Source organism: Desulfosporosinus youngiae DSM 17734, from assembly GCF_000244895.1.
Classification (GTDB): domain Bacteria; phylum Bacillota; class Desulfitobacteriia; order Desulfitobacteriales; family Desulfitobacteriaceae; genus Desulfosporosinus; species Desulfosporosinus youngiae.
Genome location: NZ_CM001441.1, coordinates 2,589,970 through 2,614,704, shown reverse-complemented (window position 1 = coordinate 2,614,704; position 24,735 = coordinate 2,589,970). Strand labels below are relative to the sequence as shown.

Here is a 24,735-nt window from a genome sequence, read left to right as displayed (position 1 = left end):
TTCATCCTACAGAATTCTCCACTTTTCTTCTATTTTCCTGCTATTCCATCCCCATCCACCTCAGATTTCTATAGTTCTTTTAAGGTTACCCAGAGTCTTCCCTAATAATCTCCCGCTTCATACTCTGTCGAAAGGGGAGATGCAAAATAACAAAGCGCACATACATTTCAGATAATGGCTGTAAATGTCTGTGCGCAGGTATCCCATCTATTATCCCGACCAACCCAATTGCCACCTTAACCTCCTTTGATCATGCCCAAACAGCGGAGGAGGAACCAGATGAATTGCGCTTCAAATTCAGAAGCAGGGAACGACAGGTTATATCACTCAAATAATAATTAATCAGTATTCGGATAAACCTCTGGCTTTCAGTTTCTCTACAATATCATTGACGGTCACCACATCCGCAAACTCGTTATCAGTAATGGTTATCTCAAATTCATCCTCCAGATCTCCGATAATCATCGCCATATCTACCGAATCTACAAATAGGTCTTCCCGCAAACGGCTCTCCAGGGTTATTTTTCTCTTCTTCCTTTGTAAAATATGGTTTATAGTGTATAGTACTCTGTCTTCCATTTTTAGTCACACACCTTCCATCAGCGCTTATATACTCTTTTGAACTATTGTACCATATCCTCTGCACCGAGACTGAAGTTAAATCTGAGAATATCGTTTTGCAAAGGGTTAAAGTGAACCGGTTGCATATTTTACAATCTATGGATATAATATAAATAAGGACTGACGTGTTGCCAGCACGCCAGCCCGGCAGATTGTCTAACCGAACGGTTAGCCAGAATCAGAGATTATAAGAAATAACCGCCATCCTAGCCTGGGGCGGTTATTTCTTCTTCATGATCATAACAACGAGTGTAGCAAATGCAATCATTAAATACATCGCCTCAACCATTGAGATCATCTTACCACCCCCTTTCTAAAAGGGTGTGGCTAACCGTCCCACGACAACCTGTTGTAATTATTATAGCATAATCTTCCAGACAAAAGCATAAAACTTATCCCAGACTATTCCAGGTGTATTCTTATCAAGGATATCCGTAGTTCAAATTCGGATTCGAATCCGAATTTGAGGAGACAAGCTGTCCGGCTCCGTACCCATGAAAATACGCATCAGTTTATGGTCCTGCCCTAGGCGAAATCCATCGGCTTGATGTTTATCAATTTCCTATGCTAAAACCGGCAGTGAAAATTGAATTTTAGCTCGTTGTTGATATCAGATGCTGCTTTTATTGAAATTAGCCGACATTTATAAATCCTTCTGTCCAATTATCTTCATCTAGATTGTATTCATCAATATAAAAACCACCAGGATAAAGTTTAAACCCCGGTAGTTCTTGGTATTTTCTTATAATAACTTCTGCCTTTTCCTTTGTAGAATAAATTCCAATAATCTTAGTTTCCTCTAGATTCTCAACCTCATAATAATGCTGAAGTAGAAACACAGCCACCATTAATGCATCACCTTTGCTTAATTAATTGAATCCCCATCGCCTCGTTGTTTAATTTGTTATATTCTCAATCACTATGATACTGACCAATATCTCCGTAGGATGGGTCTTCAACTTAAAATTCATATTAACTTTTAGAGAATCATCTTTGAAAAAATATCCGCTTCTGAAACTCCAAATTGTTTACATATCATTTCTCGTTCTGCACAAAATTTTGGATTTCGCAAATCTTTATTTGCCGTATAATTATTTTGCTCCCAGTAGGGTTGATTATTATGCAGTTTTACACACTTATCCAAAATCGGCAGTTTCACATTTATTCCAAAAACAATTCCGTTGTTTCTAAACTCTGAATATAAAGCATGGGTTCTATTTAGCTCAAAATAACTTTTCCCCGACTGAAGAAATACTTTATTACCATCTCTTATATCAATACTTTTTCCATACATAACAGGAAAGTCTAGCTCATTATCTGCTAGTGGTAAACTCCCAATAATTTCATATTCACCATAAAAAAACGGGTTGTCCATTATAAATTGGGAGGGCATCGCTTTAAGGTTTCTTAAATCCTCACAACTAATATTTTTGTCGGTTGTTGCGATATAATACACCTTCACTACCAACGGTTTGCCCATTAAAATATCCCAAAATTTGATTTTTTCTTTTCGCATCTTATCGTAATTAAGCAGTATCCTTCCATAACTATATAATCTTCTATTTAGCTTAAATCTAAAAAAATCGCCAACGCTATATTTGTAATGTTTTTTGGGTAATGATGCAAATTCTGCAAGCTCGTTTAAGTCTGATATGGTGGTTTCTTTTATCCACTGTTCTATCCAACCAGAAAGATCTTCAAAAGTATTTAATTTTATATCTTCAATGTAGGAACTATAAAATTCTCTGTTCGTTTCCCATTTACCAATAGTTACATTGCTACCATTAAAAGAAAAATACATTCCTTTTGGCGTTCTTTTTTCGAGAGTTGAAGTGGTCAATTTCACAATTTTACCTCTTCCCGTCTTTGGGAGAAGCTCTGTTCTGCTATTGGTTGTTTCCTCATTTAAATTATGTTCGAAATAAGTATTTTCGCTTATTATTATTCGCTTGCAGATAGTATTTCCGTCAAAATATACAAATGTATCTCGCTTATCATGTGGACTCGGAATGAGTTTGACTAAATCCCAAGTAGAAGAAACAAGGGTTAATCCTAGATATTTGCGTTCTTCGTTTGTTAATTCAAACATTGGAAAATCTCCTTCGAATAAACATTCATCTACTTGGGTCCCGAATAAGAATAATGCCCATAAAGTTGTGAATTTCCGATACGCTATATCGTTTTATCTTCCTAAGTGTTAGTAGCAGTGTTCTATACTTTAGGTTTGTATTTGTCAACCTAAAAGTTGACCACCTTGATAACTTAAAAGTTGACCTACCCTGGCAAAAAAAATTAGCGTTAAATACATACGAATGTTAATGACATATTCTTCTTTTGGAGAGAGTGCGCGTGTAAAATCGAAGTGAGGACGTAGTCCGAATGAAGATTTTACACGCGCCGCGAAAAATTCAGCCTCTATCACCAAGGAGAAAGTAAGTTATCCGCCGGAGTAACCCTAGGCTACTAAGCCACCTATCCACAGACAAGACCGAATCAATCTTTGGGGTTACGCATAAACCACTCGCTTATTCCCTTGTGGATAGAATGTACATACCGTTTCGTTCATAGTAATGGAATCCATTTGAGTGTAACAGCCATGACAAGGAAATGAAGGACCATCTAATTGGTCCGGGTCCTCATAAACCCACATGATCTCACCGCATTCGCCACAATGCAGTTCATACGCCTGCTCAAGCTTCTCTTCTTCTACCATCTGAAAGAGTATAGTTTGAATCATTTCCACTTCACAATGCAGCATGCGGGCTATTTCTGCAGGATAAATTGCCGGTACATTATTTTTGAGCAGTATTTGAATTAGATTTTTAAGGTCGCGGTTGAATCGATTCACGTAATTTCCTCCATTTTAACGTATTCAAGCTGGATTAAGATAGGCTTATCTGTTGCCACTAGACGTTCTCACATGCTCACGCTATAAATAGTCGTTGGATGCAACACGAAGGGAGTTTCCTGAACAATGACATACCAGTTAGCATCTAACTCCAATTGGCATGAAAACGTGGTTTTTCCTATATGCAACAGAAAGGATTCTCCACAGTGTAAGGGATACATCCGCTCATTTAATTTGACACACCACTGGTCTTGCTCACGGTTGTAGTGAATCGTCGTCTTTCTACTCACCACTTCACACCTCCTCTGAGCGGCTTAAGCGCTCACGGAATCGGTGTGATTCGCCATCAAACACAAGGATGTGAGAATGGTGGGTCAGTCGATCCAATAGTGCGGTGGTTAAAGCGGGATCTCCAAACACTTCGATCCAGCGGGAAAACTCCAAATTAGAGGTAATAATGAGGCTGCTTCGTTCATAACGCTGAGAAATAAACTGGAAGAGAAGCTTGCCGCCTTCTCCCAAAGGGATATACCCAAGTTCATCAAGAATCACGACATCATATTTGTTCCAGGTTTTCAGATAACGGGGAAGACGGTATTCCGATTCCGCTTGCTGCAACTCCTGGATGAGTTGCATAACCGGTGTAAAACGCACCCGATACCCCTGACGCATAACCTCTATCCCAAGAGCAATGGCTATGTGGCTTTTACCAGTTCCAGATTTTCCGATGCAAAGAACGTTTTCGTGGTGACCGACAAAATCTCCCCCGGCAAGCTGTTCTACCTTCATTTTTGGCAGTTTAGGGATCTTTGTAAATTGAAATTCTTGCAGTGTTTTAAGGACCGGAAATTTGGCCTGCCTAAGTAAGGCTAATTGTTTTTGCTCTTGTTTTCGGGCAACCTCATATTCCAAGCAAGCTGCCAAGAAGCTTAAGTGATCTGAATTCCGTTCAAGAGCATCGCGAACAATGTCTCGATAGTATTGAGCAAGTCCCGGCAACCGTAGTTGCCCACAGGCCAGCTCTATCCGCGCTTCAATAATGGCAGAGGCATCCATTAGATCACCTCCGCTAGAAGTTGATCGTATTTCGTCGCATCATCAATGGTCGTGATGGCTTCTGAATAGACTTGGGGTTGAACATTATCTCCTGATACTATTTGGCGGATAGTATCCGCTGTGATCGTAGATTCACCCAGCAATTCCAACGCTGTGGTCAGTTCGGCAACGGAATAGTCACGCAGCAGAAGCAGAACTTCAAGAAAGTCTTTGTAGCCGCGGCTATGGACCCCGACCATTCGTTCACGTAAACGTCCAAACACTGCCGGGAGCTGCCTCACCACTTTAGCATGGGTGACGGCATGAGGTTTGTGCTGAAGCACGGGTAGGTAATGCAAGATTTCAAGGATAGCTTCACCTCGGGCATAACAGCGAGGATGTGTTGCTACAATTTGGCTAAGATGGATGATGTCTACACGATCCACATACGCTTTGGCTAGAAGCACTTGGCCAGTATACTGGCATGGAACGGAATACTTGTTACGATCGACCGTAACTAAAGCATAAGAATCCACTTTAACGGGTTTTGGCCGTGCAGCGGAGAAGGAGGTGACGGGAAGCGGACGCAGAGCTTTTTGTTCTTCAAGCCATTGATCCATATGCTTCTCTTTCTCTTTTTGGCACCAAGAAAGCAGATGAGCATTCAATTCATCCCATGTCTGAAACGATGGAACTGGAACTAAAGCGCGTTTACGTACATATTTAACAAGAGATTCAACGCTGCCCTTTTCGTTTCCACGACCAGGTCGGGCAAATAAGCTGTTAAAGAGATAGTGAGCCCTCAGACTGGAAAACCAAGTGTGTTCTTCTCGTTCGGGACCTTCAAGGATTTTAACGACCTGAGTAGAGGCATTGTCATACAAGCCTTCTTTACAAACACCTCCAAAATATGCGAAGGCACGATTATGGCCTTCAAGAAAAGCTTCAAGACGTTGGGTTGGGAAAGCGATAACAAACGGTACGCTGCTGTGCTTTAAGCGCATACAGAATAACAAAACTTTCACAAGCTTATTTTTTAAATAGATTTGGGCTTCCCCGAAATCGATCTGCATTTGTTCGCCTGGTGCGGCTTCGAGCAAAAGAAAACACTCATTCTTTACATCTTTTAAACTGCGCACGTAGCGTCGGACCGTTGATTCTCCGCCTTTGAATCCATATTCATCATGAAGTCGTTCATAAATACGAGCTGAGGTATGCCGCTGCTTTGGTGGAGCATTTGTATCCATTTCTAAGATGTTTTCTATGACGTCTCGATAAGGATCCATGACCGGACTGGGTTTAGGCTTTTTTCGATGGTACTTCGGTATTTCACCATCCTTTAGCATTTTCCTTACGGTTTGCCTGGAAATCTTCAGTTGTCTACTGAGTTCTCGGATTGACCATCCTTCCAAAAAATGTTTCTTTCTGATATACTCTTTGTCGACCATTCTAAGCATTCCTTCCTCCTGTTTTGCTGATTCTTGGACAAATCGAGCATAACAGGTTAGGGCTCAGGGTGGTCAACTTTTTTGTTAGCAAACCATGTCTAAGTGGTACACTTTTATGTTAGCAGATACAAGGTTTATCTAGAGTCTTACCAAAAGAGCCTTCGGCTAAAAGAATCTGCGGCAGTATATCCGCCTTCGGCCAAAGCCAATTATCGCCAAATCTTTAGTAACTATATTCAACTAACAGGCCATTTCTCCTTTAAGCAATTAATTTTCCTGCCCTGCACTGAAAAGGAGAGTTCCTTCTTATCTACCCGCTACAAGCTTAGGTGAAGCAAAAAAAGAACGGCGGCCATGTAGCCGCCACTTCTCGTCTAGCTTGTAGCAAGAAATACTAAGTGCCTTGATATACATATTGAACAGAAGCTGGAATCCAATTCGATAATGTAAAAGCGAATATCATCCGCTGGCCGCCTCAAGTATGAGGCGGCCTGAACAATGAGTGCCGCAAATGCAATCATGAGATGCATCCCCTCAACTATTTAATTCTAATCTCAAACTCACCCGTAATCCGACTTGGATAATCCTGAATTTGAAATGTGATCGGAGATTGGTAAAATTGGTCATCCGGGAGAGTTAGCCATAAGGTTTTATCATACCCTGGTTTGTCAGAGCTAGTTGCTGTACTTTGCCCTTTAATCTCGAATGAATTTCCTTGCGCATCCATGAATTCAAAGGGAAATACACCAAATCCACGCTTTTCATCGTACAAAGGATTAGTTTTCAGGGAGAAGATTAAATCCATTTTATTTTCTGCGGGATTCTTAATTACCTGATCAAGCACAAGGTTTGGCGGGCCAACAAGGATTCTTTCGTTTTCTGGATCCAGAGTAATGCTTAAACTCTTCTTATCCATAGCTCGGATGCTTTTTCCTCTCAAAAAGAGTTTTTTGGATTGGGTAAAATAATTACTTTGGAAGAAGAGAATTTCCCGGTTCTCATCTGGATAGCTGCCACTCACTCCGTTTATAATACTACCCCACTCTTCCCCTTTTTCATTGACTAGAGTCAGATCATCAAAGGCAAAGATCTTTTTGCTATTCGCCGGATCATAGAATATATTCAGGGATATGCGCGTTGGATAAACAGTAACCTTTTCCAAGGTAATTCTTTGCCCTTCAATAACTACACTCCGGTTGACTTCATAAACCGTCTTCATACCAACAAACTTATCTTTGTCCACAGGGATTGTGATTTCCCAAGTTGAAGGTAGTTGAGAGGAAGGAGCGGCGGGAACATCTTGAACTATTTGATGAAGCTTGACTTTCAAGGTTAGTCGATTTGGAATAACAGTATTGTCATAAAAGTTGACATTAATTCGAGACTGAATCTTGCCATCACCATCCTCATCAGGGTCACCAGAGCTGCTGTGACCAATAGAAATCTCCTTCAGAGGCTCACCCACTTCATCAAAGATCCCAACTTCGGAAAAATCAAAGGTACCTTCTCCCCTTTTGTTTTCCACCGTGTAGAATATAACTAGACTTGCCTCATCCATAATGATTCCATCGACGGTAAACACAATATTTTCATGTTCATCCGAGACCCCCAGAGGTAAGATAAAATCATTCTCTACTGCGGATTGAAGTCCTTTATCATAGTTTATAAGTTGAACAATATAACCTAAACCTGGTATTTTATGCAATACAGCTGCAACGGCGGGAGAAACCCGAGCAGTCGTAATGAAGGCGACCAGCAGAAAACATGCCACGAGAGTATTCCATTTGCGGAAACGCCATACCTTTTGGGCTTTTATTCCCTTAGTTAAACCTTTTTGAATATGATCGTCGAGTTCATTGGGGATAGGCATGTCAGCAACCCGAAGCTTGGCCTGAATCAATTGATCATGAACTTGATTAACACCCTCAAGCTCGTGAAAGGCATTAAACTCATTCATTAATTTTCCCAAGTCGTCCAATGTATCTAACTCATCCATCGTTTCTGAATAGCTAAAAGTTCCCTTTTCCCCTTTAATGCTCTCATCTGGTTCATTTTGTTCAAACATGACTGTCCCCCCTCATTTGAAGGAATTCTTTAAGCAGTTTATATGACTGGAATAACCAGGTCTTGATCGTACCTTCAGGTCGTTCTAAAACAACAGCAATTTGCTGAATCGTTAAATCCTCAAAGTACTTCAGTTCAATAACCTGACGATATCTGAGATCGAGACGATCGAGGGCCTCTAGAATATCCAGACGTTGCAAATCCACCCTTCCTCCCGGTTCAGTTGAGTCATCTAAGGCTGTCAGTTTAGATTGAATAACCTCACCAGTCAGAGGAAGTTGGGCTTTAAGCCGCTTTAACTCGTCGTTACAGACATTAATAAGAATGCGAATAAGCCAGGTCTGAAAGTATTTAGGCTCCTTAAGTTTATGTATGCTGCGGTAAGCACGATAGGTCATTTCTTGAATAGCCTCGAGGGCATCATGTTCACTCTTCAAATACCGAAAAGCGATCCGATATAGCTGATGCTTATGAAAATTTATAAGCTCGTAAAAAGCCTCAGCATCTCCTCTTATTGCTGCGACAATAGTTTGCGCTTCCATTGCTCACCTCTCTGTCCGGATTCCTCGTTTGGTCGAGTTTGGGCTTCACTTATTGGACTTCACTGAGCCCTAAAAAGTTTTAAATCAAAGAAATAATCTTGTTATAACTGCTATGCCCCACACCTTGCTGATTCCGGTGTGGGGCATATAAAACCTAAGTTGATAAAATTTCATGAAGTTTGGGATAAACTGTAAGAGCATTTCGATAAAATACAGCTTCGTGATACTCTTCCGGTATAACAAGCTTGATAAATTCTATATAAGGTTTAATAGGTACAAGTGGCCAATCTGATCCAAAGAGAACTTTATTATAGCAATTCGAAATGACTAAGGCTTGTTGTATATACTCCACGTAAAGCCTTTTATCTTTGGTTTTCATCACGTGCTCTTTATTCCCTGCGATGAGTCCGGATAAGTCTGCGTAAACATTATGATTCTTGGCAGTGACCTCTGCCGCATCAATCATCCACGGGACGCCCATATGACAGATCACAAACGTAACGTCCTCTTGTTTTACGGCTAACTCATCAATCGTTAACGGATGGGAATATTTTAAAAGCCCTTTTGGGGATTGGGTATCGCCACAATGAATCGCTACGGGAACTTCGTATTTGCGAGCAAGCTCATAGATAGGATCATAAATCGAATCATACACGTAATATGGAAAATAACCGGGATAGAGTTTAATCCCTGTCACTCCCCTTTTTTTAAGTTCTCCTTCAATATAATCAAGTTCTTTATGATCTTCCTTAAGCCTTTCAGGATTGACGCCTACACAAGAAAGTAAACCTTCTACAGTCCCATCTGCCAAAACAAATTCTTCCGGACTTCCCGAAGGTTGGCTGGGCTCCCGACTGGGCGTTGACATGATGATTCCAGCTACAACACCGGCTTGTTCGAACTCTTGTCTTAGCCCTTGAGCACTAAATTCCACTTGTGATATATTTTTCGCCGTTTCATTAAATCCAGGGCGACATGAAAAATGCAAATGCGCATCAATGATTTTCAAAATACCATCCCCCGTATTTAGTTTCCTATGCCTGCCTTAAAGCACCTAGTTCTTGTGTTTACCGCTCTGCTTTGCTTACCTTCCGAAGCCGGCCCTTAATCGGAGTGTTCTGCAGATTCTGCAGCACCACCTCACCCTTATTGTTCAAGATGTCAACAAAGGTTGATACATCCAGGATATTGATGATTCCGATATCTGCCGCGGTTATGCCTTCAATACGGCAAAGCGTACCCACAATATCGACGGGTCTCATTTTTGTTTTCTTCCCGGCATTCACATGGATCTTCATGATTTCAGTGCTCAGCTGCATGCCTTTTGTTTCCTTGATTTCCGGCAAGGTATTGCTTTTCGCCATAAAACCTTGTTTCGACTCATGCACCGTTGCTTCTTCCGGTCTTTCCTTTAGAAGGATCTCTTTGCCGATGTAGTCGTGGATTTCCTTCAAAAACTTATCTTCGTTTTTGGTAACAAAGGTTATGGCTTTACCCAGTTTGTTGACTCGGCCTGTTCTTCCGATCCGATGAACATAGCTTTCTCGGTCGTATGGGATATCATAATTGATGACCAAGGTAATGTCCTCGATATCCAGACCTCTTGAGGCAACATCTGTCGCACATAGATATCTGAAATATCCTTGTTTAAAATTCTTCATGACATTCAATCGATCTCGTTGTTCCATTCCGCCATGAAGTTTATCACAAGAATAGTCCAGCTTCATGAGTTCTGTGTAAACTTCATCGACAGTTTGCTTAGTATTGCAAAAGATCATACAGCTGTCCGGGTTTTCAACCATCGTCAGATCTCGAAGAAGCTTCATCTTGTCTGTCTGATCGACAAGATATCGTTCCTGAGCGATCCGATCGGCCGCCGGATTCTGTTCTTCGATTTCCACGCGGATGGGATTTCTCATAATCTTACTGCATAAAACATTGATATCTTGGGGCATTGTCGCTGACAATAAAACGGTCACCCGTTCATGAGCCAGGTTGGCAATGATCGTTTCGATTTGCTCGATAAAGCCCATATTCAGCATTTCATCAGCCTCATCAATGACCAGGTATTTTATAGTTGATAGATCCAAGGTCCCTCTTTCGATATGATCGATCAAGCGACCCGGGGTTCCAACCACAACATGGGTTTTTTGTTTAAGTTCCTTTTCTTGAACTTGAAAAGGGTACTTACCAAAAATTGCTGCTACTTTTATTCTTCTAAATCTGCCGATATGAAACAGGTCTTCTTTGACCTGAACTGCCAGTTCTCTGGTGGGGGTAAGGACTAGGGCCTGCGGTTTATTCTGTTCCCAGTCCACTAATTCACAAATAGGGATAGCAAAGGCCGCCGTCTTTCCGCTTCCGGTCTGGGACTTGACGATGATATCCTTTTGGGCCAGGACTGCCGGGATCACTTGCTCCTGGACTTTGCTGGGACTGATGAAATTCAGTAAGCTAATTGCTTTTAATAATTCACTGCTTAATTGAAAGTCGTTAAAATTACCCTTGTTCATTGAGAGGTCTCTCTTTCCTTATGACAATTCCTGATTCAGGCCTTCAGAGTATAAGCTTACCAACTATTTGGGGACGACCTAAACTAAATTATAATGCAAATCCATCTTTAAGCAAATTTATGCTTAGCTTTTCACCAGTTCAAGCGGTATCTCAAGGTTTTATTCCAGAATTATCTCTTAATGATAAGTCCTAAGAGTTTTGAAAACGATATTACTTGTTCAGGGGAAACAATACAGCCATCCAGGTCAGCCACGGTAACCCCTAAGCCCTCTATATTACAACTGCTTAAATCAATTCCCTTTAAGCTTACTCCTGACATTCCAGTTTGTTGCAGATTAGAATTGTTAAACGCGACTTTTGAAAATTTAGCTTTGTAGAAGTCAGCGCTGCCAAGTGAACTATTCTTAAAACCAACCTGTTTACAATCCAAAAAACGGAATAAAGCATAACTTCCATCACATTCCTCAAAAAGTACATTCCGCAGCGCAGACTCACTCATATTCATGCCAACCATTTTGCAGTTGATCATTTCTACTTTATGTATGACAGACTGGCTAAAATTCACATTGGATAAATCGCAGTTTTCAAACCTAACATCGACTAAATCGAGGTATTTAAAGGACACATTGTCAAACTTTACGTTCTTAAAAAGCACTTTGTTAAAGGATACATGGTCAGCATTTTGATCCTTGCACAGAACATTGCTAATAATCCCCTTAGTAAATGAATCTTCCGGTAGAATACATTTATCGAAAATTGAAAGTATATCTAACTCCTTCGGGAGACCAGGGGATATTATTTCCAGGCTTGATTTCCTATCTTCCATACTACACCCCGTCTTTAACTTTTTAGTCACTCACTCTTAGGACAAACACCAACTTCATCTCTTTCACATAATATAGAACATTGTGAAAGGAGGCTGAGGTTAATGGAAGTTATCCTGACTAGTTTGGCCCTTTTACTACTCAAAGGGGTACCCCTACTGGTTTCATATATTAACAATAATTCTTTTCCACCCCCTCTGAGTCAAGAGGATGAAGCACGTTACTTCCAAATCCTACAGCGTGTTCATATAAACTCAGATTTAGACGGGATAGATGAAATAATTGAAGTAGAACATGCACGAAACATGCTGATCGAGCACAACATGCGCCTAGTGGCATTTATCGTTAAACAATTTGTCAAAAATCAAGAAGAAAACGAAGATCTGTTTTCAATAGGAATGATAGGCTTAATTAAAGCCATCGATAGCTTCAATCCTAATATTGGTGCCAAACTAAGCACTTATGCCACACGCTGTATCAAAAATGAGATCCTTATGTACTTTCGTAAAGATCGAAGCAACTTAGAAACCTCCCTTTTTAAACCTATTGGACCAGATGACAGTGGGGATGAATTAAGTTTGATTGACCGTTTGAGTGCTGACAACAAACCAATTCTTGATCAAGTCGTAAACAATGAAGATCAACGCGATCTGCTTGAAAACGTAAAAAAACTACCAATCCTTCACCGCCAGGTTCTTAAAATGAGATTTGGCTTGATGAACAGTACAGAGTATTCTCAACAAACGGTAAGCGAAACACTTGGGATTTCACGGTCCTATGTATCAAGGCTTGAAAAAAAAGCCCGCCAAATGTTAATCAAGCTAATGAAAGAGAGAAAACCATAAGCATATAGGCATCAGTAAAATGACAATCCAAGACCGTCTATCAGTGGTCTTGGATTGAATATTGACTTCAGTTTCGACGTATACGACGCCGGCATTGCTAATAATCGTTTCCCATAAACTGACAATATAACTTCTTACGGAGGCTAAAAGGTTGTACTGGTTCGAATGTCGATGGTTTTAGAATTAAGAACGTTACCCGAGTCTGATAACGTGTCTATTTCAAAAGCCGGTCCGTCAGATTCATTTACAAAAACAAACCAAATTCGATCATCACCGGTACCAACTATTTTAGCATCTTTGGAATTTCTGTGTTCAGAATCAGTCACTTTAATCTCTGTGGTTTGGTCATTGTCAATGGTGCCAACCAGCATAGGAAACGGAGTTCCGGAAACTGCTTGGAAATACTGTCCCGAGTGGCCGGAAAAACCGCCTCCCAAAATCCATTTCCAGCCAAACAACCCCTTTTTTACATAGCCGGCATCAATTGTGTTACTATCTCCGGTAAGACGTTTAGTGAAAACAACTACGCCACCCTTAACTTTTTCCTGATAAATTACCCGGCTGCCTCTTCGTCCAGTTTTTTCAATCGCACCATAGACTGTTGTCTCACCCCGTTCAGAATAAACCCAGTAACCACCCGCTGCAAGAACTAAGAGAAGGAACACACCAGTTACCAAAATCTTATTTTTCATGCATAGCTCCCCTTTAGTTTTGGTTTGGATTAACGTAGAAAGTCTGAATTCAGACCCTCAGCACAAAGGTCTTGGAGAAGATTGTGAACCAATTCTCTTCAATTTTACTGCATGTTCCACTGAGCATTAACGATAGGGCCTTTTATTATTAGTCAATCCCACCAGATAGTCGATGCTAGTTTTATAGAATTCGGCAAGTTTAATAAGCGAGGTACTAGGAATATCCAGGACACCACTTTCATATCTTGAATAGGTTGTTTGGCTTACCTTCAGCAAGGTAGCAAGCTCTTGCTGAGTCAAATCCCCGTCTTCTCGCAAGTCACGTAATCGCTGGTACACGGTATTCACCCCATCACTATTTTATAGTATGCGATAATCGCATATTGATTATTATGCGATTATCGCATAAAATAGTGAGTGTAAAGCACTATAGGGGTGAAGAACATTGGTAAATTATAAAGAACTGTATAGTATACTCTTCAACAAAATGACCGATATCATTGAAGAAATTCAACAAACCCAGCGTCTAACTGAAGAAATATACTTAAATAGTAGGGACAGTGAATTTGTTCTTATGAAGTCAAGCCCGGATTCAGACGGCCCAGGAAAGCAAGAATAATTAAACAACACACCTGCTGAAGCAGGTGGATTTAACGTTGCGAGTAAAACTCGCGTTAAGGCTGAACGCCTTCTAAAAAGCCCATCTGCTAAAGCAAGCTAAAGACTTCTAACTGAAACTTAGTCTTCGATTCTGAAGTTATCCCCTTTATCATGCAGTTCCTGATTTTCTATATAATTTCTCACAGTTTCTTCGGTCACTGTGCCTACCGTTGCGCAGAAATACCCTCTTGCCCATAAATGTTGACCCCAGTATTTTTTCTTTAATTCTGGAAACTGATCTTGCATCAAATGCGATGATCTTCCTTTCAAATACTGCACAATTTTACTGGGGGCCAAAGTTGCTGGACAAGACAATAGCAAGTGAACGTGGTCCCGACCTATACTCCCTTGCACAATGGTTATCCCTCGTGCTTCACATCCTTGCCGGATAAGCTCCCTTAATCTTAGGCCAATCTCTCCTTTTAAGATTTTATATCGATACTTGGTTACCCATATTACATGATACTTTATATCATAGATTGCATGGCTGCTTTTCCTATATTCAACCATATTACTCACCTCTCATGAATAATATGGCTGAAAAAGTTCATCGCTAAAACCTTTCCCGCCTTAAAGGCGGGGGATTTAAACCTTGCACATTGAAATTAAAGTTAAATAACCCCCACCTAGGCTTAGATGAGAGCTATAACTATTTAACCTCTTCGCGACAATGGCAATCCCTGCGCAATAACAGCAGAAATCAAACTTTAACCGTCTTCTTCATTACAAACCCCGGCAGTGGCTCCTTCATCTTCCAGACAATACTAATGGGCGCTGAACCATAATGGCTTTGAAAATCGGCAAAGCCAAGACAAGTATACGGAGTAGTAAAAGCTCCCTCTTGCTTATATTCTCTCACAAAAAACAGCACCTTCCCTTCACTGGCTGCTTGGCTAAGATACCTCTGCCCTGTCAAGGATTCCACCGTCGTCCGGCTTTGGGACTGCCAATGAAACAGCTCTTCATTGATGGAATAATCCTGATACATGGTTGAGGGGGAATAGTCCTTTTCAGACTTGTTCAAGGTCACGAAAAAGACATCCAGTTTCTTCTCAGCCAAGTAGAGAACTCCTTCCCGGAAAGAGCTCCTCTTTTGTTCCGTATGTTTGCCCAGAGCCACCAAAATCTGATCAAAGGTATAGGCACAGTATAAGTCGAGTGGATATTCATCCTCAAAACCAATTAAAGGCTTATCCACGAAATCGATCTTGCCGAATTGATAGTCCAGTAAATCCATTAGTTCTTGGTAAAGCCGCTGATCATTAATGGCCCAATAAATTGCCTCTTCTATTGAAGCAAACCTCTTGTCCAGATTACCTAGCCCCTTACCCCATAGTGTATAGTGAACCATGGTTAGCATTGTCCGTTCCACCGTAGTTAAAGAATGCAATAAAGAGCCTTTACTTAAAAGAATCAGCGGTAAGATCTTCTGCATAAAACCAATCCAGCGTCTGGAATTTACAAAAGATAATCTTCCAAGCGCAGAGGCAAGCAATCGTTCCCGCTCTGCATCTGCCTCATATCCCGTCAGTAAACCGGCTTGGGCTGCCAGTCCCACAACCGTTGCCTTTTTGCTGTAGACGTCTTGGGGTGTCACATGATAACCTTCGAAAAACTCCCTAACCTTAAGTTCTTGTTTAGTTTCGATAAGATCATAGAGCTTGCTGATTATATTACGCTTAGTATTAACGGCATTGCGTATGTTCTCCAGAATGTAGTCCTGGGCTTGTTTTTCCAATTGGATGGAGCAGCCTCTGGGCACATTGGCAAAACCCGTCTTGATTTCCTGCTCAATGGTTTTGCGAGACCTGGATAACAAGGCTTTAAAACGGTCTTCAAAAGAATACTTCTGGTGCGCTTGTCCCACAAAGTCCAAGACCGTCAGGGCTTCTTTTCCCTCACAGAGTCTTAGCCCCCGGCCTAACTGCTGCAAAAAAACAGTTAAGCTTTCCGTAGGCCGCAGAAAAAGAACCGTATTCACTTCCGGAATATCAATTCCTTCATTATAAATGTCCACCACAAAAACAAAGGTGATTTCCTTCGTCACCAAACGCCGCTTCACGCTATCCCTCACAGCGCTCTCCGATTCCGCCACCAGAAATTCTGAAGCAATCCCCGCTTTGTTAAAAACCTGAGCCATAAATTCAGCATGCCTCTTATTTAAGCAAAAAGCAATTCCGATGATCTCCCCAGGTTCCAAACAATACTTTTCTAGGGCGCTGATAATATAGCTAACCCTTTTTTCGGCAATGGCTTTTTCGAACACATAGAGGTTCTCCAGTTCCCGTTCATCGTAATTGCCGGCAACCCAGTGAACCCGACTAAGGTCAACATTATCCGTTACCCCAAAATAATGAAAGGGGCTGAGCAATTTCCGTTCAATAGCTTCCCATAAGCGGATTTCAGCAGCCACTCTGCCTAGAAAATATGTATAGATGCTCCGGCCGTCCGCTCTCTCAGGGGTTGCCGTCAGTCCGAGCAACACCTTCGGCTGATAATACTCCAAAAGTTCTTGGTAAGATGGGGCAGCAGCGTGATGGAATTCGTCAATGACAATATAATCGTAGAAATCAGGGGAAGTGACCTCTGTTAGATCCTTCGAGTTAAAGGATTGGATGGAGACAAATAAATGATCAAAGCTATCCGGCTTCAGACCTCCCACCATCATGGAACCAAAGTTGAGATCCTTGAGTATCCCGCGAAAACAAGCCAAACTTTGGCTTAATATTTCCTTTCGGTGGGCGACAAAGAGCAGTTTGTTGGGGCGAGTGTGGTTTGTCCTGCAAAAGTCCCGGTAATCAAAGGCGGCGATCACGGTCTTACCCGTCCCCGTGGCCGCAACCACCAGGTTTTTAAACGAGTGATGCACTTCCCGCTCAGCCTTCAATCTGTCCAGAATTTCCTGCTGGTAATAGTAAGGCTTCAGATCAAAGTGAAACCCTAAGGCATTGGCTTCATCCTGACTGTTTCTTCGCTCAGACTTTAAGGCTTTTCTCAAGCGCTCAGAATCAAGGGTTGGAATAAAAGGGGTAAACTCAAGGTTATTCCAGTATCCTTCAAAGGTGGCCCGGATTTTCTCTAAGATATCTCCGGAGTCATATTGGGATAGCTTGATATTCCATTCCAAGCCGCTGGTCATAGCTGACTCTGAGATATTTGATGATCCGATATAAACGGTGCTGAAGCCGGTATCTCTCCAGAAGACATAGGTTTTGGCGTGAAGGCGGGTCCGTTCCGTATCATAGGAAATATGTATTTCCGTGTTGGTTAGTTTACTGAGTTGTTCTACGGCTTTAAAATCCGTGGCTCCTAGATAAGAGGTGGTGATAACCCGCAGTCTACCACCGCCCATGGTAAACTGGGTCAGTTCATTGATGATTAACCGCAAGCCGCTCCACTTGATAAAGGAAACGAGGAAATCTATTCTGTCACTGCTTAGGATTTCCTTTTTGAGTTCGGAGATCATGCTCGGCTCATGGACTGCCCCAGTAAAGAGGGAGTTCTCCGCGATTGAAGTCTCTGGCCTCACGATCTTTTCCGAGGTAGGTAAAGCTTTTGGCTTGTTTGCATTCTTGTCTACCAAGGCTAGTAAGAGTTGGGCGTCCTGATTTATTAGGAAACTCTCAACTCGTTTTAAGGTCTCTTGATCCTTTTTGAAGCTAAAGCTCCCTTTCTGAATACATTCGGCTATGTATTGTAAGATACCATTACAGAAATTGACACGGTCTATGACGACAGAGTCTCTATCTTCAATATAATCCAAAATCTCACGCATAATTTTCGTCAGGTATTCAGCCAGAATTTTAGAAGACTCAGCTGAATCCAGGGGCTGAGTATCTTTAAAGATTAGTTGCCGATCCACTTTATCCAGATTTTCGTTGATAATTCCGTTGATGATTTGCTCGTATAGGCCATAGATGATTTCGGACATGATGCACCTCTAGTTCACGGAGTGAGATTAGCCTTGAGAAAGCTAAGTATATGGACATAACGGAAGTTCTGTAACTATCATTTTCTTTCTTCCAATTTGGTATAATTCAAAGCATGTACTAGCTCAATGAATATTAGTCATTGCTAGTGGCATAATATAATATCAGGGCTAAACATCGTCAGCGTGGCGATATGACATGCCAGATCTTGCTCTAGTAGTTAGGCCATTATCTCTAGGGCAAAAATGGCCAGCCGGGGAAGGACCGGCACGGTGTTTAGCTTTTACTATTTTTACCCTGCTCAAGTAACAATATCGATTTGCTATCAGATGACATGACCTTCCCTGATAAAAGCCTGTCAATTTCCCTATGATCTATATTTTCGGTATAAATAATATGCTTTCTTGCAATTTGCGCAATCAGCGTTCTGGCATAATAGCAACTATCGAGTTCTTTCCGCAGAGTTATAGCTCTCGATACAAATTGGGGGGTGTTTCCAACATTCTCTTCCATCATCAACAGCATAATTTTGTGGTTTGCATTATCGAGAGGGCCGTCCCGCAGAGCGGTGATTGTATTTTCATTTGAGGCGTTATATGCAATATCATTCATAATATTAAGCGCAATAAAGGTACCTACCTGCCCAATCAGCTTTCTTACATAATCTTCTTTTATCACTTCATCTGGCATTCTTTCTTTTGCAAATTCAATGATACTGTGGACAATATTTTCGCTATGGTCTTGATAACGTTTCAGCATTGCGTAAATGACTTTTTGAGGTACAGAGTACAATGTTTGCAATATCTTATCTATTTCATCTGCATCCAAAGCTCCATATTGATCAATTAGGGCACGACCGATAAGCTGTGAGTACTTTAATGCACGCATCACTATGTAATGCTCCTTATTAACGTCATTTACGTCATAATCAAATATTCCACGGAATTTAATCATATCATGACGTTCTTTTTCAATCTGTTCAACCTGCCAATGGGCATTTTTTTTATCTTGCGAAGAAGGAAGTTTGTCTGATATATCAGCAGATTCGTGAAGAAACGGAATATTCATCTTTTCAAAATCCCACTCAGGATATTCGCCCATCAATTTTATAGCATCATCAGCAATTCTGAGGATAATATTTACATTGTTTCTTATAAATGACAAGAATAGAATTATGGTATCATTTATTCCGAAACATATATGGTTCATGACAAATGACAGCGTTTTAAGGTTTGTTTGGTCTTTCTCCAGTTCTCTGTTTATGGACTTAGCTACAAAATAAGCAAAGGTATTCTTATCGAAGAAACTAACACTAAAGGAATTATCGTCTTCTTTCAATATATGTGCCTCGACACAAGAATTCAGAAACCTCTTTGCGATTATGTCAGCTTTTTTCTTACTGTTATATCCTTTGATAATTCTTTCTAGATCTGAAATGTTGATCCTCTCGGTTTGCAATCCAAAATACATTTGGTCAGCTATGTATTCGAGTACCATAAGATATACATTGGCAACAGAGTCCTTTTCGCATGAAAGGATCGAATTCCTTATATTTGTTTCAAATACCATGGAAATAGTCTGAACGCCCTTACGATCACCGGCACCGCCTTGCAAGAAGTATTTGATATATTGCAACATGTTGACCGGCATGAATGAAAAGAGGCTAGTTTGGCATTGAACCATATAGTCGAGAGCGGTTTTGATTGCATCTATCTCATCTTGTCTTTTTCCATAAATTCCACATACTTTTCCCACAAGTTTGTCACGTGTTTCCTTATAGAACGGCTTAATATCAATGGTGCTAATAGTTTTTCCTTGCAATTTGGCTTTGACAATTTCCTCGAGATCCTGTTTTTTTTCTTTGGTTGTACAAATAAGAAGCTTTCCTGATTCGATTATTCTTGCAATCAAATTCTCTTGCGCTTTTTGATTTGAAATGAGATCCACATCGTCGATGAATACAATTTGACTCGCTCTATCAGCTTGCTCATACGTATTGTATCCGTGTTCGGACATGTTTCCATACTGCTCTTCGAACAAATCGCGGAACATTTTGTCTATTCTACTATCCTTATAATCTCTCTTTTCGATAAGGATTGGCATAAAACCAAGTTCTATTGACTTGGAATACAAATATCGGAGAAGAGCAGTTTTACCAGAACCGCTATTGCCGGTTATTCTGATAGCCTTATCGGTTTTAACCGCAGAAAAAATATCATCGATACCGATGCATTCAACATGTTCGTCAGAGGAGAACGCGTCTCCTTCTGCAGCCAGTTTTGGAAGTACATAATAATCCGTAAAATGAGTCCGTATGTTTTGCTTGTCCTCAAGAAGCATGTTTAAGAATGCATCAGTAGGCGCAAGCCCTTTTTTCTTTTTATTAATTTTCCCGCGAGATACCGGGACGAAAATATTTTCTTTGGTAGCCCAATTGAACTCTAACCTCTCCATCTCGCGTGTGTTGCTATCGTATGTAACCGCATTAAAAGCGCATTCTTTGTCTATATTAAGATTGAACTGTCCTCCCATAATGATATTGAAGGTGGAACCATCGCCATTTACTGTTGTAATCGCTTCCGCTTTATGGTCATGACCAAAGAAAACAAGATCATCGGTAGCTAATGCTTTTTTCAATATTTCTTTGGTATTCCATTCACACCATTCGTAATGATGGTGCATAATAGTGATTTTCAATTCGGCTTCCGGATCACGGGTTAGTTTTTCACCGACATAAGTGGGTAGATAGTGAAATTGTTTATCTTCTGGATCTCGCGTTGAATACGGCGCTGAGTTCAGCAGACAGAATTGCAGTTTAACGTCTCCAACAGTAATAGTGTTCACATCACATATTTTGTCTTTAACAAAGCAGTGCTTGATCGCTGAATATGCGAAAAAGCTTTTAAGACGATCTAACTCTTCAAAAAGATGCTCATCTTTGTTCCAGACTTTGATTTCTTCTGCTCCGCGGCTCCCTTTCGGTAGAATCATGTCGTGATTACCGGGGACAATTTTTGTATGAATGAAACCACAGCTTAAAGCCTCTGACAATTGATACAGGAACTTACCAAGTAAATGCCTGCCCGTTTTAAATTCATTTGGGTCAGCCGTATCGCAAAGATCACCTGAGAAAACTAGAACAGCGCCATCCATTTTACCAAGTGTTCTAATTGCGCTAACGGCCTTATTGAGTTTTTCTGTTAAAGAATGATCCGAACTATGGCAATGCATATCACTTAATTGGACAAATAATAATTTCATTTTTTTATCCCTTCCTATTCTGTTGCATTTCAATGTCAAGGTATGTGGCTTTGTTGACTTCGCATTATTGCTATAATCAGGACACAAGTAAGTTTTTATTATTTTGCCTAAATCTACCACTTAAAAGTTAAAGATCTCAAAAACGGCACCTATTCGACTACTTCCATTTCAAGAGTAATAATACAATCGATTTTATATTTCCAATCTCTTAACCATCTTTTTCTCATTATTGCTATAAGTGAAACGTTCAATAGGTTCTCATTCTAGACATACTCAACATCGATACTTGATTACTCAACTTACACCGAAATCAAAATTCACGCCTAGTTGGTAATTGTAAACCTACACTTCGGATAATTCTTACACCCCTTAAAATCCCCATATTTACCCTTTCTCATGATTAAATCCCCACCACATTTTGGGCAAATATTAGCGCTTACTTGGTTCGCCACTTCAGCTTTCTTTTTATGAATTCCTTCAACATGCTGAGTTCTGGCCTCCTTATCTCTTACATTTAGAGCTAGTAATTTCGCATATATCTCTTCCTTTTGTTGTTCAGTAATGGTTTCCGCTGTAAACTCTCTAATCGTTTTAAGCAATTTTACTGAATATATAACCTTGGTATTTGTCTTAACCTTTAAATTAGCATCAATGGAAAAAACAATAATTGGCACGTAATTCAATTCTGGGTATTCTTGCAAATTCTGCTTTAGAGCCTGAATATGCCCATAGTTTTGTCTTATCGGATTAAAGAACTTTTCCTTCCGCTTGTAAATTACTTGTGCCCAATACTCCCCGTGCTCATCTCCCAAAATCCAGCCCTTATAGTTCTTTGTCTCTATTACAAAAATCCCATAATTTGACACGACTACATGATCTATCTGGGACGTCTTCCCATCAACTCTCAACATCAGATCATTTATGACCTTATATTTCGTAGGATCTAACCTCATCAGAAATGCCGATATAGTTTTCTCACCAATGATTCCTTTGATTTTGGCCTTATACAATCGATAAATAAAAACTACTAAAACTAAAAGCCACAAATACCATAACTCCACGAAAGCCTTTATCATTTGAGCTTCTCCCCCTCATTTCCTCTCTTGGCGTTTTCAAAGCCTATAGTCGCTTTTTAACTCCTAAGCTTTTTCTAAGCACGACTAAAAGAACTTTTCTTTAAGCACCTAAACCCGCTTCCTATAATACTCCTCCAACTTCTCATCACACCACCCAAAAATCCAGTCCTTCTCCTCATGCGTCAGCCTCCTCCAAACATGCCGATTAAACTCCACATACTCAATATCCCGGCACCGGCTAATAAACCGCATATCCTCAAACCGCTTAAAGGGATTGCTAAAGATATTTCTCTCAACATCCTTTCGGGTATATCCATCTTTACAATACAGACTGGATTTCTTCTCAACCACCAGCCCGCTCTCTTTTCTGTCCCTATAGAAATCCATGAAGTAATTAACCATGTCCTCGACTCTAACTCTTCCACTTTCGTCAACATGCTCAAGCATGGCCTTGAGCAGTACCGGCTTATAGGAAAAGCTCATATCCATGGTCCTGACCATGTCCATAAACTTATCTTTCATATTGGCAGGATTAATCAGCTCCCAGCCGTACTGTTTAGCATAGCTCTCCACAGTTGCTTCCTTAAAATATTTAAAGCTCCTTTTATCCCCAAAGGGTACCTCTAAATCAGGGGTTATCTTTCTTTCACGCAGGTACCGTTCAATGGTTTCTGTTTGCACATCCACCATCCTCACAAACTCCAGCTGGGATATCATCCCTTTCACTTCATCCTGCCAGTTAAAAAGATCAATCAGTTCATAATCCGCGGCATTCACCGGGAAATCCAGAAAAACAGCCGGCTTTTCTCCTCTGGCGATTAAATCCCTGTCCAATTCAAACTGCTTCTGTGAAGCAACAACGTACTCTCCGGCCCTATATTCCTTCAGGTTAAACATTCTGTGCAGAGAGTAGGGCATATTAAACAATCCAGCATTATCAATAAAATCGAAGACCATCAGATAGTCCTTACCCGCGCACTTGCGCATCCCTTGGCCCAGCTGCTGAACATAAAGTCCTCTGCTAAGCGTCGGCCTAGCCATGAACAAAACTTCTGTTTTCGGACTGTCCCAACCCTCGTTTAAGAGATCACAGGCACATAAGACTTGGATATCCCCATTTTCATAACGATCTAAAATCCTCGCCCTTTCTCCTGACTTCATAGAACCGGAAACAGCCTCGCAATGAATTCCCTTTTCCTTGAACAAGGCAGAAATATTCTGAGCGTGATTTACGGAAGCACAGAACACCACCGCCTTCTTATCCCTAACATAGTTCAGATAAGTTTCGGCAATCAGCTTACTTCTCTCCGGCACAAAGAGCTTGCTTTCTAAGTCCTGGGCGTAATATTTAATGCCATTGATTCTCACTGTAGAAAGATCCACATTGGTCTTGACCCGGATACACCTGATGGGAACAAGTTCCCCTAATTCCACGGCTTGCTGCAAATCCAGTTTATGAGCCACATTTTTAAAGTCCTCCAGGATACTCTCGCCATCGGCTCTATCCGGGGTAGCCGTGAGACCCAGAGTAAATTCAGGCTTGAAATAACTCAAAACCTTCCTATAAGTATCTGCTGTTCCATGATGACATTCATCGAAGATGATATATCCAAAGTCATCGGGTTTGAAGCCTTCCAGATTTCTGGCGACACTCTGAATGCTGCTGCAGACAACATAAGCGTCATTAGCCTTTTCTTCAGCAACATAGAGTCCTGTCTCAGCCTGATCCCAAAGTTCTTCAAAGGTGCCTTTCGCCTGGGCAATTAGTTCTTTGGTATGAGCCAAAAACAGAGTTCGTTTCCCCAGGCGTTTGGCATCACTGACTGCAGTCACAGTTTTTCCAGTTCCGGTAGCATGATAAAGCAGGGCGATACTCTCCCCATGCTCGCGCATGGTCTGAAGATTGTCTAAAGCTGCTTGCTGATGCTCCCGCAGTTCGATGACCTTGCCCTTCTGCTTAGGCAGATAATCCTCCAGCATTCTAAAGGCAGGCATTTCCCCCACAAAAATCCGCAGCTCATCCTTGACCTTTTCCGGTTGATGCTTAAGCTGGTTGTAAACCCAGCGGTAAACCTTCCAGTTCTGATAGATCAGGCTGTTTTGCTTGGTAAGGTCATCATAATATTTATTAGAAGAAACCTTGTTGGGATTATGATAGGTTTCGCCGTCAATCTCGATGGCGATTTTTAAGTCTTCGCTTTCCAGAGCAAAATCAAGGGAGCGTCTATGGCCATAAATATCTATGACTGGATACTGAAGAAATAGATACTCCGCTTGATCCGGACCAAAGGTATCACAAAACAGCTCAACAAAGAGGTCTTCGGCGATACTGCCCAAACATCCCTTGTGCTTGATCTTTTCTGTCAATTTCCTTCT

General features: G+C 41.0%; 20 protein-coding genes. 1 reads left to right on the top strand and 19 read right to left on the bottom strand.

The features are described 5' to 3' along the window. Positions 1-342: 342 nt before the first annotated feature. From DESYODRAFT_RS12015 to DESYODRAFT_RS11960, 12 genes are all read right to left on the bottom strand, one after another. Entirely contained in the window at positions 343-579 is a 237-nt protein-coding gene (locus DESYODRAFT_RS12015) for an acyl carrier protein (protein ID WP_007783311.1), read from the bottom strand. Positions 580-1,253: 674 nt separating this feature from the next. Next, positions 1,254-1,469, bottom strand: coding sequence for a DUF7336 domain-containing protein (locus DESYODRAFT_RS12010; protein ID WP_007783310.1), 216 nt, complete (start codon positions 1,467-1,469; stop codon positions 1,254-1,256). 131 nt (positions 1,470-1,600) lie between these two features. Beyond that, positions 1,601-2,710: an immunity 26/phosphotriesterase HocA family protein gene (locus tag DESYODRAFT_RS12005; RefSeq protein WP_007783309.1), complete on the bottom strand. Its 1,110-nt coding sequence runs from the start codon at positions 2,708-2,710 to the stop codon at positions 1,601-1,603. A 417-nt stretch (positions 2,711-3,127) separates the two neighbouring features. Next, on the bottom strand, positions 3,128-3,469 hold the full coding sequence (locus DESYODRAFT_RS12000; RefSeq protein ID WP_007781996.1) for a hypothetical protein: 342 nt from the start codon (positions 3,467-3,469) through the stop codon (positions 3,128-3,130). Between the two features lie 68 nt (positions 3,470-3,537). After that, on the bottom strand, positions 3,538-3,759 hold the full coding sequence (locus tag DESYODRAFT_RS11995; protein WP_242833471.1) for a DUF5348 domain-containing protein: 222 nt from the start codon (positions 3,757-3,759) through the stop codon (positions 3,538-3,540). A 4-nt stretch (positions 3,760-3,763) separates the two neighbouring features. After that, complete coding sequence (gene istB / locus DESYODRAFT_RS11990; RefSeq protein WP_007782005.1) at positions 3,764-4,525, bottom strand: IS21-like element helper ATPase IstB; 762 nt, start codon at positions 4,523-4,525, stop codon at positions 3,764-3,766. Further along, positions 4,525-5,961: an IS21 family transposase gene (gene istA / locus DESYODRAFT_RS11985; RefSeq protein WP_007782006.1), complete on the bottom strand. Its 1,437-nt coding sequence runs from the start codon at positions 5,959-5,961 to the stop codon at positions 4,525-4,527. The genes istB and istA overlap by 1 nt, the downstream gene beginning before the upstream one ends. 529 nt (positions 5,962-6,490) lie before the next feature. Further along, positions 6,491-8,017, bottom strand: coding sequence for a DUF4179 domain-containing protein (locus DESYODRAFT_RS11980; RefSeq protein WP_007783308.1), 1,527 nt, complete (start codon positions 8,015-8,017; stop codon positions 6,491-6,493). Further along, positions 8,010-8,558 carry a sigma-70 family RNA polymerase sigma factor gene (locus tag DESYODRAFT_RS11975; RefSeq protein ID WP_007783307.1) on the bottom strand — a complete coding sequence of 183 codons (549 nt, stop codon included), beginning with the start codon at positions 8,556-8,558 and terminating at the stop codon, positions 8,010-8,012. Before DESYODRAFT_RS11975 ends, DESYODRAFT_RS11980 begins: the two co-directional genes overlap by 8 nt. A 154-nt stretch (positions 8,559-8,712) precedes the next feature. After that, on the bottom strand, positions 8,713-9,567 hold the full coding sequence (locus DESYODRAFT_RS11970) for an amidohydrolase family protein (RefSeq protein WP_007783305.1): 855 nt from the start codon (positions 9,565-9,567) through the stop codon (positions 8,713-8,715). Positions 9,568-9,625: 58 nt separating this feature from the next. Next, a complete protein-coding gene (locus tag DESYODRAFT_RS11965) occupies positions 9,626-11,071 on the bottom strand; it encodes a DEAD/DEAH box helicase (protein WP_007783304.1) in 1,446 nt (481 codons plus the stop codon). Between the two features lie 170 nt (positions 11,072-11,241). Further along, the gene (locus tag DESYODRAFT_RS11960; protein ID WP_007783298.1) at positions 11,242-11,898 is read right to left on the bottom strand and encodes a pentapeptide repeat-containing protein; all 657 of its coding nucleotides are present in this window, start codon (positions 11,896-11,898) and stop codon (positions 11,242-11,244) included. Positions 11,899-12,000: 102 nt separating this feature from the next. Between DESYODRAFT_RS11960 and sigK the strand changes: the two genes are divergently transcribed. Further along, positions 12,001-12,741, top strand: coding sequence for an RNA polymerase sporulation sigma factor SigK (gene sigK / locus DESYODRAFT_RS11955; protein WP_007783297.1), 741 nt, complete (start codon positions 12,001-12,003; stop codon positions 12,739-12,741). Between the two features lie 143 nt (positions 12,742-12,884). Here the strand turns inward: sigK and DESYODRAFT_RS11950 are convergent, their stop codons facing one another. The 7 genes from DESYODRAFT_RS11950 to DESYODRAFT_RS11920 all read right to left on the bottom strand — a co-directional run bounded on the left by DESYODRAFT_RS11950 (position 12,885) and on the right by DESYODRAFT_RS11920 (position 24,726). Continuing rightward, on the bottom strand, positions 12,885-13,433 hold the full coding sequence (locus DESYODRAFT_RS11950; RefSeq protein WP_007783296.1) for a hypothetical protein: 549 nt from the start codon (positions 13,431-13,433) through the stop codon (positions 12,885-12,887). A gap of 126 nt (positions 13,434-13,559) precedes the next feature. Beyond that, the gene (locus DESYODRAFT_RS11945; RefSeq protein ID WP_007783295.1) at positions 13,560-13,772 is read right to left on the bottom strand and encodes a helix-turn-helix domain-containing protein; all 213 of its coding nucleotides are present in this window, start codon (positions 13,770-13,772) and stop codon (positions 13,560-13,562) included. A 399-nt stretch (positions 13,773-14,171) separates the two neighbouring features. Then, the gene (tnpA, locus tag DESYODRAFT_RS11940) at positions 14,172-14,603 is read right to left on the bottom strand and encodes an IS200/IS605 family transposase (protein ID WP_007783294.1); all 432 of its coding nucleotides are present in this window, start codon (positions 14,601-14,603) and stop codon (positions 14,172-14,174) included. 190 nt (positions 14,604-14,793) lie between these two features. Continuing rightward, a complete protein-coding gene (locus DESYODRAFT_RS11935) occupies positions 14,794-18,024 on the bottom strand; it encodes a DEAD/DEAH box helicase (RefSeq protein WP_007783293.1) in 3,231 nt (1,076 codons plus the stop codon). 274 nt (positions 18,025-18,298) lie between these two features. Beyond that, positions 18,299-21,283, bottom strand: a complete 2,985-nt coding sequence (locus DESYODRAFT_RS11930; protein ID WP_007783292.1) for a metallophosphoesterase — start codon at positions 21,281-21,283, stop codon at positions 18,299-18,301. A 323-nt stretch (positions 21,284-21,606) separates the two neighbouring features. Then, on the bottom strand, positions 21,607-22,359 hold the full coding sequence (locus DESYODRAFT_RS11925; protein ID WP_007783291.1) for an NERD domain-containing protein: 753 nt from the start codon (positions 22,357-22,359) through the stop codon (positions 21,607-21,609). Between the two features lie 108 nt (positions 22,360-22,467). Continuing rightward, a complete protein-coding gene (locus DESYODRAFT_RS11920) occupies positions 22,468-24,726 on the bottom strand; it encodes a DEAD/DEAH box helicase (protein WP_007783290.1) in 2,259 nt (752 codons plus the stop codon). Between the last annotated feature and the right edge of the window lie 9 nt (positions 24,727-24,735).